The sequence below is a fragment of the Polaribacter sp. 20A6 genome (assembly GCF_011378915.1).
GTDB classification, from domain to species: domain Bacteria; phylum Bacteroidota; class Bacteroidia; order Flavobacteriales; family Flavobacteriaceae; genus Polaribacter; species Polaribacter sejongensis.
In genome coordinates this window covers 626,998-642,890 of record NZ_WTPZ01000003.1, presented here as the reverse complement: position 1 = coordinate 642,890, position 15,893 = coordinate 626,998, and the positions used below count along the sequence as shown (strand labels likewise).

At 31.5% G+C, this 15,893-nt stretch carries 11 protein-coding genes and 1 riboswitch; of the genes, 2 read left to right on the top strand and 9 right to left on the bottom strand.

All coding sequences use genetic code 11. From position 1 onward, the window contains the following. Window positions 1-33 precede the first annotated feature (33 nt). Genes GQS57_RS09960 through GQS57_RS09950 form a run of 3 tightly spaced genes read right to left on the bottom strand, consistent with a single transcriptional unit; the run spans window position 34 to window position 4,440 of the window. Window positions 34-1,410, bottom strand: a complete 1,377-nt coding sequence (locus GQS57_RS09960; protein WP_165732695.1) for a hypothetical protein — start codon at window positions 1,408-1,410, stop codon at window positions 34-36. 11 nt (window positions 1,411-1,421) lie between these two features. After that, window positions 1,422-2,810 carry a GH1 family beta-glucosidase gene (locus GQS57_RS09955; protein ID WP_165732694.1) on the bottom strand — a complete coding sequence of 463 codons (1,389 nt, stop codon included), beginning with the start codon at window positions 2,808-2,810 and terminating at the stop codon, window positions 1,422-1,424. A 28-nt stretch (window positions 2,811-2,838) separates the two neighbouring features. After that, window positions 2,839-4,440: an MFS transporter gene (locus GQS57_RS09950; RefSeq protein ID WP_165732693.1), complete on the bottom strand. Its 1,602-nt coding sequence runs from the start codon at window positions 4,438-4,440 to the stop codon at window positions 2,839-2,841. Window positions 4,441-5,163: 723 nt separating this feature from the next. After that, window positions 5,164-5,258: riboswitch (SAM-I-IV-variant riboswitch) on the top strand. A gap of 46 nt (window positions 5,259-5,304) precedes the next feature. On the opposite strand from GQS57_RS09950, the gene GQS57_RS09945 reads away from it, so the two are divergent. Both GQS57_RS09945 and GQS57_RS09940 read left to right on the top strand, forming a co-directional pair. Continuing rightward, window positions 5,305-5,862 (top strand): hypothetical protein, encoded by a 558-nt coding sequence (locus GQS57_RS09945; protein ID WP_165732692.1) that lies wholly within the window; start codon window positions 5,305-5,307, stop codon window positions 5,860-5,862. A gap of 531 nt (window positions 5,863-6,393) precedes the next feature. Next, window positions 6,394-7,782, top strand: coding sequence for a T9SS type A sorting domain-containing protein (locus GQS57_RS09940; RefSeq protein ID WP_165732691.1), 1,389 nt, complete (start codon window positions 6,394-6,396; stop codon window positions 7,780-7,782). 402 nt (window positions 7,783-8,184) lie between these two features. Here GQS57_RS09940 and GQS57_RS09935 read toward each other — a convergent pair whose 3' ends face one another. From GQS57_RS09935 to GQS57_RS09910, 6 genes are all read right to left on the bottom strand, one after another. Further along, window positions 8,185-8,949, bottom strand: coding sequence for an HpcH/HpaI aldolase/citrate lyase family protein (locus GQS57_RS09935; RefSeq protein WP_165732690.1), 765 nt, complete (start codon window positions 8,947-8,949; stop codon window positions 8,185-8,187). Window positions 8,950-8,951: 2 nt separating this feature from the next. Then, window positions 8,952-10,406: an NAD-dependent succinate-semialdehyde dehydrogenase gene (locus GQS57_RS09930; RefSeq protein ID WP_165732689.1), complete on the bottom strand. Its 1,455-nt coding sequence runs from the start codon at window positions 10,404-10,406 to the stop codon at window positions 8,952-8,954. A gap of 8 nt (window positions 10,407-10,414) precedes the next feature. Next, a complete protein-coding gene (locus GQS57_RS09925) occupies window positions 10,415-11,587 on the bottom strand; it encodes a mandelate racemase/muconate lactonizing enzyme family protein (RefSeq protein WP_165732688.1) in 1,173 nt (390 codons plus the stop codon). 293 nt (window positions 11,588-11,880) lie between these two features. Next, window positions 11,881-12,285: a hypothetical protein gene (locus tag GQS57_RS09920; RefSeq protein ID WP_165732687.1), complete on the bottom strand. Its 405-nt coding sequence runs from the start codon at window positions 12,283-12,285 to the stop codon at window positions 11,881-11,883. Between the two features lie 15 nt (window positions 12,286-12,300). Continuing rightward, window positions 12,301-14,082 carry a hypothetical protein gene (locus GQS57_RS09915; RefSeq protein WP_165732686.1) on the bottom strand — a complete coding sequence of 594 codons (1,782 nt, stop codon included), beginning with the start codon at window positions 14,080-14,082 and terminating at the stop codon, window positions 12,301-12,303. Window positions 14,083-14,092: 10 nt separating this feature from the next. Then, on the bottom strand, window positions 14,093-15,877 hold the full coding sequence (locus tag GQS57_RS09910) for a RagB/SusD family nutrient uptake outer membrane protein (RefSeq protein ID WP_165732685.1): 1,785 nt from the start codon (window positions 15,875-15,877) through the stop codon (window positions 14,093-14,095). Window positions 15,878-15,893 lie beyond the last annotated feature (16 nt).

Sequence of the window (15,893 nt, the reverse complement as noted above, 5' to 3'; positions counted from 1 at the left end):
AGTTAAAAGTTTCCTTTTAGTATGTATTCTTTTTTAAAATACGATTACCTCTGGAGCTTTATTATTTTTTGCCATTTCAATGGTGTAAAGAATTTGTTTTTTAAGAACTCCACTTTTATTAAAAACAAGCACCATTGTACTGTTTGGGGCAATTGTTCCTTTAAAATTAGCTTTTAATTCGTTTTCTGATGTTAAAATCAAATCATCTTTTGTGTTTTTGTTTAAAGAGTTCAAATCAAAATTGTAAGAGTCTTTTTCACTTTGATTCATTAATAAGAAACTATTTTGAGCTTCATTTTCAGAACCTAAAATCTTAAAGTACCCTTTATTACTAGTCATTTTAACATAGTTTCCTGTTATGTTTTCTGACATCATTTGCATGTGGTAATACGTAGAATGAGGTGTAAAGTTTGGTGGACTACCAATATAACCAAAATAGGTTTTTGCAACATCACTTTCTTGAATACACCAAGGGGTTACACAAAAAGCTTCATATTCCATTGATAAAGAAAATACATCTACCCAAAACTGACCGTTTATAAATGAAGGTACAGAAATACCTTCTATACTTAAGTCATCTGGGTTAGAATACGTAATATTAAATTCTGTAAGTCCCCAAGTTAATGCAGCATCTCCTGTTCTATTATATTTTAAATTAGAGGCATCTATATCTTCTTTTAAACTTAAAATTTGACCACGAATTTTGTCTACAGAATTAAAAATAACATCTTTTCTCGTATATTCCTTTCCATTAGGGTACGAGTGAAAATTTACACCATCTATATACCAATTTCCATTTTCATCACGTCCAGCAACACTTTTTTCATCACTTAATAGTAGTGCCTCGTATAAATCATTATAATATGAGGCTGCATCTGGAACAAAAATCTTAATTGCTGGGTCTACAACTTTCATAGCCGTAGCATACGTTTTTATCATGTTAGAAATTGAATCTATAGACCATTTAGACATTCCGTAAGGTTCATTTCCAATAGACCAATATTTAACTTTTAAACTATCTTTACTAAAATGTTTTACTAATTCGGCAGCTCTTTCTGCAGATTCTAATTTAGAAACTTGAAATAACGGTTCTGCACCAATTTTTTTAATAGATTTTACCCAAGTTTCTAAAGTCTCCATAGGTGGCATTTTAACATCATAACCATTACCGCCAATTCTAATGATTGTTGGCCCACTTTCTTTTACTTTTCCCCAAAGAGATTCTTGAATGTAACCTGGTCTACCTTCTGCCCTATTTGTTAACCACAAATTCTGACCAAAGAAATATGGACTTATAGGTTTTGCTGTTGTTATTCTTGTTGCTGTTGTTTCTTCTATTTTATCTATTGGTTTATTGCAACCAAAACAGATACTTATAATAATGATTGTAAATTTTAGTATATTTTTCATATTTAATTTGATTATAATGTTACTTCTGCGTTATTGTTTTTTATTACTTTTTTAAACCAATGTGCCGATTTTTTTGGTATTCTTTCTAAAGTTGTAAAATCTACATAATGCAACCCGAACCTTTGCTCATATCCCAGAGCCCATTCAAAATTATCCATAAAAGACCAAGCAAAATAGCCTTTTAAGTTTACGCCATCTTGTATTGCTTCTTGACAAGCTATTAAGTATCCTTGATAAAAATCTAACCTTTCTTGGTCATCAATTTTACCATCTATTAATTTATCTGGATAGGCACAACCATTTTCTGTGATGTAAATATTTGGTTTATTGTAACGTTTATCTATCCATTTTAAAAGTTTCTTACATCCCCAAGGCACCACTGCCCAGTCCATTAAAGTTACTTTCCAATCTTTATCTACAGACAAATCTACATCCTGATCTTCAGAAATTCCTCCATTTCCATTTACAGCAACTTCCTTTTTAATTCCGTCTGAATTTGCGGCAAACATGGTGGTGTAATGATTTAGTCCAAAAAAGTCTGAAGTACCTGTAATTAACTCTTTCTCTTCTTTAGAAAAGGAAGGAAGACGTTCTTTTAATCGTTCTTTCATTACCTTCGGATAATCTCCTTTGTAAATAGGATCTGCAAACCAAGCGATAAAAAATTCTAGAGCTCTTTCTGCAGCGTCTTTATCTTCTTTACTATCTGTTAAAGGTTCTCTCCAATCGCAATTATTAGAAATTCCTATTTCTCCTTTTTGATGCGTATATTTTTCTCGATATAACTTTACAGCTTTTGCATGTGATAAAATTAAATGATGTCCTGCTAAATAAGGTTCTGAATTAGAAACTCTACCAGGAGCAAAAACACCTTGTCCGTAGCCTAAAATAGAAACTACCCAAGGTTCATTTAATGTAATCCAGTTTTTTACACGATCACCAAACCTATCAAAACAGATATCAGCATATTCTTTAAAGTAATCGGTAATATCTTTATTTAACCAACCGTCATTTTCCATTTGTAACGCCAATGGTAAATCCCAATGATAAAGTGTAACCCAAGGCACGATATCTGCTTTTAAAAGTTCATCAATTAACTCAGAATAAAACTGAATTCCTTTTTCATTAACAACTCCTTTTCCTGTTGGCATAATACGAGACCAAGCAATAGAAAAACGATAGGCTTTAACGCCCATATCTTTCATTAACTGTATGTCTTCTTTAAATTTATGATAATGATCGCAAGCAATATCACCTGTTTCATTATTATTTATTTTACCAGGAATGCTACAGAAAGCATCCCAAATAGACGGCCCTTTTCCATCTAAATCACTAGCTCCTTCAATCTGATATGATGATGTAGCTGTTCCCCAAACAAAATCTTTCGGAAATTTATTCATAAGTATAGTATCAATATTTTTATATATTCTATTTTTCTAGTAATCTTCTTGCGTTTAATTCTGATGTAATTTCATCTAATTTAGTCTGGGTAAGCGGATAAAAGAACATTACAATCGCTGCTAAAATGGTAACTATGGATGGAATCCAACTCATTAACATAACAACTCCTGGTAATGCACCTTCAATTGCCACCGAATCTTGACCACTATAATGAAATGCAGCTAAAACCAAACCTATAATTGCTCCTGCAATTCCGCCTCCAAATTTTGTTGCAAAAGAACCTGCAGAATATACCAATCCTGTTGCTCTCCGTCCGTTTTTAAATTCTGAATAATCTGCTGCATCTCCTAACATTACAAAGAACAAAGTAGGCAGAATTGCCGCACCAAATTCAGAGATAATACCTAAGGTGAAAATCATAGAAATATCATTTGGACCACAGAAAACTAGTAATGCATTTACACCTCCAGAAAATAATAGTGCACAAATAAACAACATTCGTTTTCCTAATATTTTACCTAAAGGAGCGGTAATCATTGCTCCTGCAATAGAGGCTAACATTAAGCCAACCATAAAACTGGCGGCCAATAATTGATCATTTAAATAATGTGTAAAGTAAACTACAACAATTCCTTGTTTTATAGAATTATACACATTAAATAACAGGCCAATTGCTAATAAAATTAACCAAGGTTTGTTTGTAATTAAATCTTTTAGATCTTGTTTTAAGTTTGTTTCTTGGTCTTTAGGTGGTAATACTCTTTCTTTTGTTGAATAAAAAGTAATAATCATAAACAAGGTTAAGAAAATAGACATTACATAAATAGAGTTGCTATATCCTTTCTTTTGATCTATAATTGAAAAAGATTCTTTATTGATGTCTTTTTCTCCGGTTACAATAAATGTGTAATTTTTATTAGCTTCTATGGTAAAGCTCTTTCCTTTGGTCGGAATATTTTCTTCGGATTCAAGAGTATCCCAAGTAAATAAAGCAATTCCGTTTTCTGTTTTAATATTTGCGTTTAAAACATCTTTTGGTGCAGAGACTTCAACTTTAAATCTTTCTGTATCTAATTTATCAACTTTAATAGTTGGGTTTACATTACCAAAATAAGCAACCAAAAAAAGTAAGGCTCCTTGTACCAACATTCCTCCTCCAAATGCCCCAACCATTCTAAAAGAACCAATACTTGTTCTTTCTTTATCATTACCCGTCATTACCGCCATTAATGCTCCGTAAGGAACGTTATTTGCTGTATAAATTAAGGTAAATGCAATGTAGGTGATATAAGCATAAATAATTTTACCTGTTGGATTTAAATCGGGACTAGAAAATAACAACGAAAGACTAAGACCTAACGGAACCGCTGTCCACAAAATCCAAGGTCTAAATTTACCGTATTTAGATTTGGTTCTGTCGCCAATAATACCCATTAAAATATCGCTAATACCATCGCTAAAACGAGATACCAACATTAAAAGCCCTACTGTTGCAGGATGCAATCCAAAAACATCGGTATAAAATATAAATAGAAATGCGGCAACACCTCTCCAAGCTATATTGGCAGCACCATCTCCAAGAGCATATCCTATTTTTTCTTTTAACGATACTTTATTTATGTCTAACATGCATTAATTTTCTAAATTGATTTCAAAAAAAACATTCAATTATTTTATGCTATTTCTCAACTGTAAATAAAATATTTATTCTAAAAAGTGAAGTAAGACAAATGTGCTTTTTAAGGGGGGGATATGTTCTAACACCAAATAATAATAATAATAATAATAATAATAATCAAAATGAAGAGTTAGATTCATTTGGTACACCCCTATAATTCAATCATTAAACATATCTGTTAAATAAAAAAGCTTTATATCTTGAGATACTGAAACTTTAGCAATACCATATATCTAAAAAATACTTGAAAGACTTATCATATCGAGAACGCTGCACTAAACTACATCTGAGAAAGTGTAAATCATTTTTAATAACAAGTTTTTATAAACTTTTACAGGACATTTATTTACTATCTTGATCTATGCAATACTTTTCTAAATTAGAAATGGAGCTAGACCTCTCCTCAATTTTTTTTAGAGAATAAGTGGTCAAATAAAATCTAAATCGGAGACTTTAAAGTTGTGTCCAAGGCTTTTTTTAGAGAAGCGTTTTTCCTGAAATAAAGCTTTTCGCGGAATGCAGGGAAATATGCTGAACAGATTATAAAACTAGAAAATAATTATTCAAAAGATAATTCACTTTAGGTTCAGGTTCGCTTAATCAATATAAAATAGATGCCATTTAGAAACAAATTAAATTTACAATTATGTTGTCCAAGAATATTTCTTACTTTTGTCCTGTATCAGGAACGCAAAAAATGCGTACCAACCGAGCACAACAGTCACGGTGGTTTAGAATACGGACAGTTCAGTCAAAATAAATGAACCTCCTTTTTTATTATATTTCCCTGATGCATAACTTTTAAATTATGTATTATGAAAACTGTTTTTACAACGCAAGAAGGCGTTAAAATGAATTCTGAATTAGATTTCGGGAGCACTGCAACCATTAAAAATGAATTTCACTTTTTAATGACTACTTATTCCTACCACAATGATGAATTAGAAATTAAAGTTCAATACAAATTACAATTTGACACAAAAAAAGAAGATATTATTTATGTTATTCATCAATTAATTGAAGCAAACCATTTTTATACCGGTTATCCTACTTTAAAGGATAGCGTTATTTTTACACAACTTGAATTTGAGACAATCATTTCTGATATAAAAACTCCTAAAACCATTGAGAAAGCAAAAGCAATTCAAAAAATTACACCATTAATTACTTTTTTAGAGCAACAACAATTACATCCTAAACCAACAGGTTTTAATGAGAATAGTTGGACTGCAAATTGCCCATCAGGAGGAAACCATTTTATACAAGTGGTAACTACAAACGATCAATGGGGATGTGGATATTGTAAACGTAAAGGAGGAAAAGAAGAATTAGAAAAATGGCTTCAAGAAAGGAAGTTTATAAAAACAAAATAAACTCATAACCAGATATCTGTGTTTATATTCATGAAAAATGAAGACTAAAAAGAATTAAAACAATCTAATAGAGGTTAGTTAACTCCCTTTTATTTAACTTAATTGGTTGTTATTTTTTCTGTTATTAAATTTTCTAATGCTAGTATAGTCGAAGTTAACTAATTCGAGCATAATTGAGAACTATTTAGACTATTAAGATAAATTTAAGGGCAATCAAACAGACCAATTTCTTACTTTTAAAACAGACATTTACATCTACAATCTAATTTTATTTCAGCTATACAATTAAAAAAACCTAAGTAATAACAACTTAAATATAGTAGGAAATTTAGTATAGTTTTTACCTACATATTTTAAAACAAAAAAAAAAATCACTCAAGACATAAACAAGACAATACAAACAACTTACATTTTATATTTCGGATAAACCAGCGCAAGTAAAAGGTAATATTTAGCATGAAATATGCTAACATATAAATTAATTTTATAGATATAAAAAACTAATATTTTAAACACTATAAACCATTTATTATGAAAAAAAAATACTTTAAAATTTTATTTATGGCTGTAGTCCTTTTTACTACCACAAAAATAGCTGCACAACAAGGACCTACACATTATCAATTTACAACCGATGCTCAATCTTGGGTTAAAGGCTATGGTCCCGGAACAGTATCTTGGGATGATGGAACTACTACACCCTCTTCTGATGGGGCACTAACTCTAGACAGAACTGAATCTGGCACAACAAATAACAATGCCAATATTAGAAGAGGACAAGGCGGAGATGATGCTTTTATTGTATTAGATGCAGACGTTTACAACTACATTAAAGTTAAAGTTTATAACGAAACAGAGGCTATAAATGTACAAGTACAAGGAAAGTTTAGACCCGCAGGAACAACAGATGAACCTTCTAGCATTGATACTCAAAATAATAATGGCGTATTGTTAGCTAAATTTGCTGGTGGATTTCAAACAATATATTTAGATGTGTCTGCTATTACAGGAGAGGTTACTACATTAGATATATTATTTAGAGCTGGTAGTGCTTTAACAGACCCATCAGGAGCTAAATTATATATTGATGAAATTGAATTTTTAACAGAATTACCTCCTTCTACATATTCTGAATTTATTAAAAACCCTAGTTTTGATGATGTCGTAGGAAGTTATACTTTTAGGGGAAATACAACTCAATTAGGTAGAGAATTATCTACAGATTTTGCTAAAGATGGAACCAAAAGTTTTAAAAGTACTTTTACTAAAGATCAAGATGCTCAGTTTTGGTACTTTAATGATTTTTCACAGCCTTATGCTGCTGGAATTATTACTGACGGAAAACAAGCCAAGGTAACAATGTGGGTAAGATCTTCAAGAACAACTCCTATAGCAATTATGGTTCGATTAAAAACCACAAATGCTGCTGGAGAAAACTTACAACTTAATGGTTATCCTACCACAATTGTTAGCACAAGTGGTACTGCAAATACTTGGGAAGAATTATCTTTTGCCATTCCTCTTCCTTTTAATCATACAAACACTGCTACAGAAGTTCGCAATATAGAAATGTGGCTTGGTTATAATTATGATGCAGAAAACACAACTGTAAATGGTGTTGCTGGAGACGTTCTTTATTTTGATCAAATGAGCGCAATTATAGAAGATGCTCCTACTGCTAATGTTCATTCTAATCAATTAGAAGAAGTAAAAATGTATCCAAACCCTGCAGAAGATCAATTATTTATTAGCTCTAAAGAAACGCTTAATAAAGTTGAAATCTTTAATCTGTTAGGTAAAAAAGTACTTTCTACTACGAATACAAAATCTATTGATGTTTCTTCTTTAACTAAATCTGTTTATTTAGTTAAAATATCTTCAGACAAAGGAATCTCTACAAAGAAATTAGTTAAAAACTAAATAATTATTTTCCACAAATTACGTACTTTATAAAAGCTAGCAATTTAAAATTGTTAGCTTTTTTTGTTTATCCTTTAATAGAGGAAATCATATAGTAATACTCATGTTGTGTGTTATCTTCTTTATGTGACATCTCCAAAAAAGCAGAAGTGACCAGCTTTATTATCAATTCAGTTCCCTCCTAGTTTTGTCCTTTCGAACACTACTGAAATCAAAATATATCTTGATTGAAAGTCTCTAAAAGAAATCACATCATATTACGTATATTGTATTTAACCTCTTTATACAACTTCTCCTAAAAAAGTCGAAGAGACAGGTTTAAATTGATTCATTAATTTTAAGGCAAAAGAAAACCCTATAACTTTTCAGTTATAGGGTTTCATTATTTATAGTGTTTTTTGCTTAAGCTTTAAGTTTTGCAGTAATTTCTTTAAAAGAATTCATAACTAAACCAACATCTACCGCATAAGAAATATATTGTACACCAATGTCTTTCCACATTTTTGCTTTCTCTGGAGTCTCTGTAAAAGTACCTACAAACTTACCGTATTTTTTAGCAGTTTCTACAGCACCTTTCATAGCATCGACTACTTTAGGATCATTAACCAAACCAGGAACACCACAAGATTGAGATAAATCATAAGGACCTAAAAAGATCACATCAATACCATCTACTTGTACAATTTCTTCTAAGTTATTAATACCTTCCATTCCTTCTATGTGAATAATGGTTGTAATATCATTATTTGCTTTTCCAAAATGATCTGCCGCACTAATATTTGTATACTCTGCTGCTCTTACATATCTGCACATACCTCTTTCTCCTTTCGGATAAAACTTGGTAGATTTTACTAATCTTTCCGCATCTGCTTTGGTACATATTTGCGGAACCTGAATGCATTTAACTCCAATATCTAAAGTTCTTAGAATTAAAGTTTCAGAATTTTCTGTAACTCTTACAACAGGTGTAATTCCTCTAGCCTCTGCAGCTCTAATCATATTCTGAGTAGATTCTATGCTGTAAGGACCATGCTCCATGTCTATAATAACAAAATCGAAACCTCCTAAAGCAGCAATTTCTACCATTGCAGGGTCTTGTACTTTACAAAAAGGACCGTAAAGTGTTTTACCCTCCTTTAAACTAGCTTGTAATAAATTTTTCGTCATAATTATAGTGCTGATGTAATACGTTTCTTAACTAAATAATCATCTAAAGCTAGGTGTGAACAATCGTGTCCAATTCCACTATTTTTAAATCCACCGTGAGGTAAATAAATAGCATATTTTACACCATTAATTTGAATTTCTCCAAACTCTAAATCTTCTGTAAATCTTTCTATTCTCTTGTTATTGTTTGTAAAAATATAAGAAGCTAAACCAAATTCTGTATCGTTTGCTAATTCTAAAACTTCATCATCAGTATCAAAAGACATTACACCTGCAATAGGACCAAAAGTTTCTTCTCTAAACAATTTCATTTCTGTTGTAGTACCAGAAATAATGGTTGGTTGCATCCAGTTTCCTCCTTCAGGTAAATCTTCAGGAATACTTCCTCCATATTCTAATTTTGCTCCTTTACTTACAGCATCTTCAATTAACTCAAACATTCTGTCTCTAGATCCCCTAGAAGCCAAAGGGCCCATAAATACATCTGGATTTTCTTTAGTTCCAAAACCTATTTTTAATGCTGATGCTCTTTTTACATATTCCTTTAAGAATTTGTCATAGATATTTTTATGAACGAAAATTCTGTTTGCAGCCACACAAATCTGACCTGTATTTCCAAATTTTAATCCGATTGCTAAATCTAAAGCCAACTCTAAATCGGCATCTTCAAAAACAATAAAAGGAGCATTTCCTCCTAATTCCATTCCTAATTTTTTGATAGAAGTTGTACTATCAGCAATAATTCTTTGTCCTGTTTGCGTAGAACCAATCATGGTAATTACTGCAGGAATTTTACTGGTAGTCATTGGTGTTGCCACTTCTCTACTAGAACCTGCTAAAATGGTAACCACACCAGCTGGAAAATTGATACTTTCTAAAATTTCACCTACCATATATGCAGATAAAGGCGATAAACTAGATGGTTTAATAATTAAAGAACAACCAGAAGCCAATGCTGGTCCTATTTTATACCCAACATTTAATAACGGAAAATTCCATGCTAAATAAGCAATAGCAACTCCTGCTGGTTTCGAAATCATTTTATGAGTATGCGTACCTTCATAATCAGGAATTTGCTCTTCTCTTAAATTTTTCATGGCATTTGGGTACCATTCTAATGACTCTGTAAGTCTTAATATATCTTCTTCAGAACCTGCATAGGTTTTACCCATTTCATGCACCATTGCATTTCTTAACTCATCTGATTTTTCTAAAATTGCATCACGCAATTTTAACATCCAAACGGTTCTTTCTATTAAAGAAAGTTTAGACCAATATTTAAAACCTTTTTGTGATGAGATCAATGCTTTTTCTGCATCTGCTTTTCCTGCTTTTGCAACCTGAGCAATTACTTCTCCTGTTGCTGGGCAAATAACATCTTCTCTTTCTCCACTAACAGCATCTACTAACTGACCATCAATGTATAATTTTTTATATCCGAAGTTTTGAGTCTTCATATGCTTGTTTATTTATTTAATATTTTTTCAATTTCTATTTCATTGGTAGTACTACTGATACAATACTTACGTAAAACATCTTCATCTACATCAATTCCTAAACCAGGTCTATTTGGTACTTCTAACATACCATCTTTCATTTCTAATTTAGGAAATGTTAAGTTGTCTCTTAATCCGTTTTCTGTTTGATCAAACTCTATTAGGTAATCTGCTTGATACATTCTACCAGGAATCGCCTCTAAGTTCGCAATAAAATGCAAACCAACATGTAAACCAATAGAAGTTCCCCAAGTATGTGGAATTAAATCGATACCATTTGTACTTGCCAAAGCAGCAATTCTTTTTGCTTCTGTTAAACCTCCACTTGCACAAACATCTGGTTGCAAAATATCTACAGATTTATTTTTGATTAATTCATTAAATCCAAATCGTAAATATTCACATTCTCCACCTGCAATAGGAATCGTCGTCTTTTCTCTTAACTCGCTATACTGTTCATAAAACTCTGGTGAAATTGGTTCTTCAAACCAACCAATATCGTATTTTTCTATTTTCCTAGAAAGCTCAACTGCTTCTCTAAAAGTATAGGCATGATTAGAATCTACCATTAAAGCGATGTCTGGCCCAATAGTTTCTCTAATTAATTTTACATTAGCAACATCTTCTTTGATGCCTAAACCAACTTTCATTTTTATAGCCTTAAAGCCCTGAGAAACGTACATTTTTGCTTCTTCTACAAATCCTTCAGAAAAATTATCGTGATTTGTAAAGTATAAACCTGTTGCATATGGTTGTATTTTCTTTCTATGTGCACCTCCTAATAATGTTGAAACTGGTAATCCTAAAATTTTACCTTTTAAATCCCAGATAGCAATATCTATAGCACTAACTGATGCCATATAAACACCTCTTCTAGAAAAATCTAACGTCTTTCGGTACATTTTGTTCCAAATTACTTCATTTTCTAAAGGATTTTCTCCTACCACAGTTGATTCTAATAATTTTATACCTGCTTCTACCATTGTAGCAGGACCATAAGCCTCTCCCCAACCGTGTTCACCGTTAGAGGCTGTTACTTTAACAACACAGATACAACGTTCTGCATATTCCCATTGTGAAAAGAAAAAACTTTTAGATAAAGTATCTTTAAGAACAAACGCTTCTATTTTTTCTATTGTCATTGTTTAGTTATTTAGTTGACTCTTTAGCAATTATAAATTACAAATCTGTAATTATGCTAGATGTTAAAAGTAAATAATAAGCTGTTTTTGGTAGGCTTCATTTTTATCTAAAACAAATCATATATTACCTTTTAATTCTTACTTAAAAGGTAAATAAAGAAAGTTTAAAAAATCATTTTTAATACTTGTAAGATAACTTTTATATCATTTAGATAAATAAAAAACATAATTTAGTTAAAACAAAAAAAGGCTACAGATATCTGTAGCCTTTCTTATTAAGTTAAAAAATAATATTAATTATAAACTTCTTCTTCAGAAACTTTTACATTAAAAACAGTAGTTCCGTCTACAGTTAAGGTTCCTTCTCCTGTTGTTTTGTCCGCAGATAAAACATAATTTACAGTTGCTTCATCGTCTAACTTATTTACTTCTACTTCAAAATTAGTATCAGTAGAAGAATCGGTAAAACCAGAAGATGTGTAAGATTCTAAATTTACTTCTGTAGAATATTCTACAATTACACTTACTTCTTTGTATATATTAATTTTAAAAGCGGCATTATTACCTGTAATGTCTGTAATGGTATATACTGGTGTTAAAGCTGTCGTAGACTCTTCAAAATTGCTTTCTTCGTCACAAGAAGTGAATGCCAAAACGATTGTAAAAACGGCAATATATTTTATTATATTTTTCATCATTATTTCTAATTTTAATTAAGGTCTTTCTTCTAATTTAATAAGTGTTAACTCATCTAAATACATTAGCTGCTCTGCTGTAGCAATCCCTACATTATCTTCTGCTAAAACTCTTAATGTAGTTCTTCTTTTTGCATCACTGCTTGTTAAATCTGCCGGAATAACAGCAGGCGCATCTGCAAAAACGCGTACCCATTTACCTTTTTCGATACTTGAGATATCAAAATGTAAATAATCTAAAACAGGATTACCAAATTCCATTCTAAAAGTAATTAAGGTTGTACCTGGCTCTACATACACCCAATAAGACACTTGGTAAGTTCCTGCTGGCATACCATTTGGACCATCTGCTAAACCAAAACCAAAAAGGTTTACAGTAGGTATAGCAACATTTGGCAGTTTATATCTCATACTAGCACCACCTGCATATGCTTTATCTGTGCTACGTGCCCAAATTTCTTCTCCAGCTCCAAACTGACCATTTCCATTTCCTCCAGGAATAAAAAACTTACCTGTTGCAAAAGCATTATTTACACCACCTCCTTCAGGCTCAAAACTACCCCAAGAATTTGATGGTAAAACATTGTTATCAAAATGCATTTGTACTTTTTGATTTGCAAAAGGAGCTAACACTCTTTCGTCTGCAGAAAGAATAGTTGTACCATTATAAGAAACCGTAATTACATCAGAATTATAAATTGGTGCAGATAATATTAACTCAATAAAAGTGGCATTACCTTCTTTTACTCTAGCTGTTTGCACAGTGAAATCTTCATCTAATCCTTTAGCAGCGTTTTTTACATTCACAGTAAAATTAGCTTCTTCTCCAGAAAATGCTTTTAACTCTCCAGTAACTCTAAACTCTATTACTTCATTTTCATTTTCTGTTAATGCTTTGTCAAAAACAAAAGGTTGTGAAGACTGAATTACTTTCACTTTTAAAGGTATAATTTTTTCAGCTGAAGCCACTGGTGCATTATCTTCTACTCCATCTACAGTTTGTACTTGTCTTAAAGATCTTATAGTTCCTGCATTATAGGTACCCAATTTATAAAACTTTACATCTTGAGATAATTCTGCCAAAGTACCTGCCTGACTAGGTACTCCATCTGGAATTAACCACGTTACTCTGTTAGGTCTTCCGGTAGTAGATTTATCTACAAAAGTTAATCCGGTTGCTGCCTCTACTTCTATAACTGGCCAAGTACTTTCATCTTTAATATCAGGAATATCTGTTTCTGTAACATTTAATACTTCTGCACCGTCTTTTAAAACTGAAAAAGCAGGTAAAATATTTGCATAAACATCAAACAAAAACTCTACGTCCATTATATGTTCATCTCCTTCTGTTGATGAATTTGCTATAACATACGCTGCTCTATCCTCCGAAACATTAGGACTTACTTCTTCAGTAAATTTATTTCGTAATCTAATTTTAGTTAAACCACTTTTACCAAATAAAACATGTGCCTTACTTTCTGAACTAGACAAACCAACGTCTTCATTAATAAATTTTGATAAAGTATCGCTAGAAGTGAAACCATCTTTTAGAAAATGATCTCCATCCTCTAAAATCCATTCGTGACTTGTTGCTCCTTGAGATAAATCGAAAAAAGAAATATAAGTATCTATATTTACTTTAAACTTTGCATCTATATTTGGTCTATTTGGATCTAAACCAATAAGCCATGAAACATCAGACAAATCATCTGGTGCTGTGTACCCTTTATAAGAATCTTCTTCACAACTTAGCAAGGCCAGTAAACTGAAGAAAAGTATATAATTTTTTATATTTTTCATGATATATCTTTTAATTTATGTTTGGGTTAGAATTTACCTCTGCAAAAGGAATAGGATACGTACCATTTTTAGCTTCATCATAATTTAAATATGGTGTATCATATTCATAATCTACAGCAGTAGAATTTACTGTTGGTAATTCGTTTACTAATGAAGGAAAATTACCTCTTGTAACCGTTTGGTTATTACTTCTTTTTGTATATGAAAAGTCTACTCCGTAATATACTTCTTCAGACAATTCTTTTAATCGGTCTTTAAAACCATAGTTATCAGATTTTTTCCATCTTTGGAAATCTAAAAATCTTATATTATGACCTTCTACTCCCATTTCTAAAGGTTTTTCAACTCTCATTAAACGTTGCATCAATTCATCTGCCGTGTATTCTGCATCAGTATCTTCTTTGTCATACGTACGAGTAGTATCTCCATTTGGTCTTCCTAAAAGCACCAATCCCCATCTTTTTCTAATCTGGTTTATTAATTTGATTGCTCCTTCTACATCACCTGTTTTTATTTTACATTCTGCTTGCATTAATAAAACATCTGCCAATCTATTAAGAGTTACATTTTTAGTAGAATATGCTTGTCCACCAGGAAGTTGACTTTCTGTAGAAACAATATCATCATTGGTGTACTTTTTCCACCAACCGAAGCCCCAATTGGCTCCTCCAAATCTACCGTATTCACTAGTAGTTCCTGTTAAGTAATACGTTGTTTCATTGTCGTCTACAACCGCCATCATAGAAGAGTTTCTTAATGGTACGCTTCTTAAACTAACGCTAGATGTGTTAGGATCTGTATAGTAATTTCTAGAATCTAAAGGATCCATAGGTTCTGTTTTGTATGCATTTACAATCCATGCTGGTCCAGTTGCAGAACGTGTTTGTGCTGTACGAACGTTTATCCAGTTTGTTCCTGAATCTCCATCCCAAGGTGGTAAATCTAATCTTGTGTTTTCTTCAGAAAAATTAATTTCTAAAATAGATTCTCTATTAAATTCACCAGCAGTTGTAAACATCTTAGTTAAATCTGTTTCTAAAGAATAACCATGATTATTAATTACATCATCAAAATAAACCATTGCTTTACTATAGTCTAATTCGTATAAATAGCTAGTACCTAAAATTGTTGCAGCTGCACCAGAAGTAACTTTAGCCAAATCATTGTCTGGGTATTCTCCATTTTTATACAAGTTAGCATACGCATATTCTAAATCTTCTCTAACAAAACTAATTACATCCGACGCAGGAGATAATGCTTTTGAAAAATCTTCATTGGTAGCAGGTACCGCATCTCTTATAATAATACTTCCATTATTAAAAGTGGTGTGTAAATAAAAGTGAAATAACCCTCTAAAGAAACGTGCTTGCGCCATTTGCGAAGTCCATTCTGCTTCATCTGTTGCTGTCTCTTTTATATTATTTAAAGCTTCAATTACTTGGTTTGCTCTAAAAATACCTAAATAAGAATCTTGCCATTTATTTAAGATTGCCAAACTACTTCCATTATATAAGTGTAAATAGAAATCTTCTGTATTGTTTGGATTTGGGCGACCATAACCAGGATATCCCATATCTGAACGTAACATTTCTTCAAACTTATTTAAAATAGCTGGTTTATGTAGTGTTTGATAAACAGCATTTAAACCTGTTTGAGTTTCCGCTAAATTTCTCCAATAATTATCTGTAGATATTAAGTTTGGGTTCTTTTGTTCTAAAAATTCATCTGCATCACAAGAGCTTAACACTCCTAAAGTAAAAATGAATATAAAATATTTAAAAATTAATTGTTTCATCACAAATAAGTTTATA

What these genes read in the sequence shown, in the direction of transcription:
- GQS57_RS09960 (WP_165732695.1), bottom strand. Translation starts at nt 1,410, where the DNA reads ATGAAAAATATACTAAAATTTACAATCATTATTATAAGTATCTGTTTT.
- GQS57_RS09955 (WP_165732694.1), bottom strand. Translation starts at nt 2,810, where the DNA reads ATGAATAAATTTCCGAAAGATTTTGTTTGGGGAACAGCTACATCATCA.
- GQS57_RS09950 (WP_165732693.1), bottom strand. Translation starts at nt 4,440, where the DNA reads ATGTTAGACATAAATAAAGTATCGTTAAAAGAAAAAATAGGATATGCT.
- GQS57_RS09945 (WP_165732692.1), top strand. Translation starts at nt 5,305, where the DNA reads ATGAAAACTGTTTTTACAACGCAAGAAGGCGTTAAAATGAATTCTGAA.
- GQS57_RS09940 (WP_165732691.1), top strand. Translation starts at nt 6,394, where the DNA reads ATGAAAAAAAAATACTTTAAAATTTTATTTATGGCTGTAGTCCTTTTT.
- GQS57_RS09935 (WP_165732690.1), bottom strand. Translation starts at nt 8,949, where the DNA reads ATGACGAAAAATTTATTACAAGCTAGTTTAAAGGAGGGTAAAACACTT.
- GQS57_RS09930 (WP_165732689.1), bottom strand. Translation starts at nt 10,406, where the DNA reads ATGAAGACTCAAAACTTCGGATATAAAAAATTATACATTGATGGTCAG.
- GQS57_RS09925 (WP_165732688.1), bottom strand. Translation starts at nt 11,587, where the DNA reads ATGACAATAGAAAAAATAGAAGCGTTTGTTCTTAAAGATACTTTATCT.
- GQS57_RS09920 (WP_165732687.1), bottom strand. Translation starts at nt 12,285, where the DNA reads ATGATGAAAAATATAATAAAATATATTGCCGTTTTTACAATCGTTTTG.
- GQS57_RS09915 (WP_165732686.1), bottom strand. Translation starts at nt 14,082, where the DNA reads ATGAAAAATATAAAAAATTATATACTTTTCTTCAGTTTACTGGCCTTG.
- GQS57_RS09910 (WP_165732685.1), bottom strand. Translation starts at nt 15,877, where the DNA reads ATGAAACAATTAATTTTTAAATATTTTATATTCATTTTTACTTTAGGA.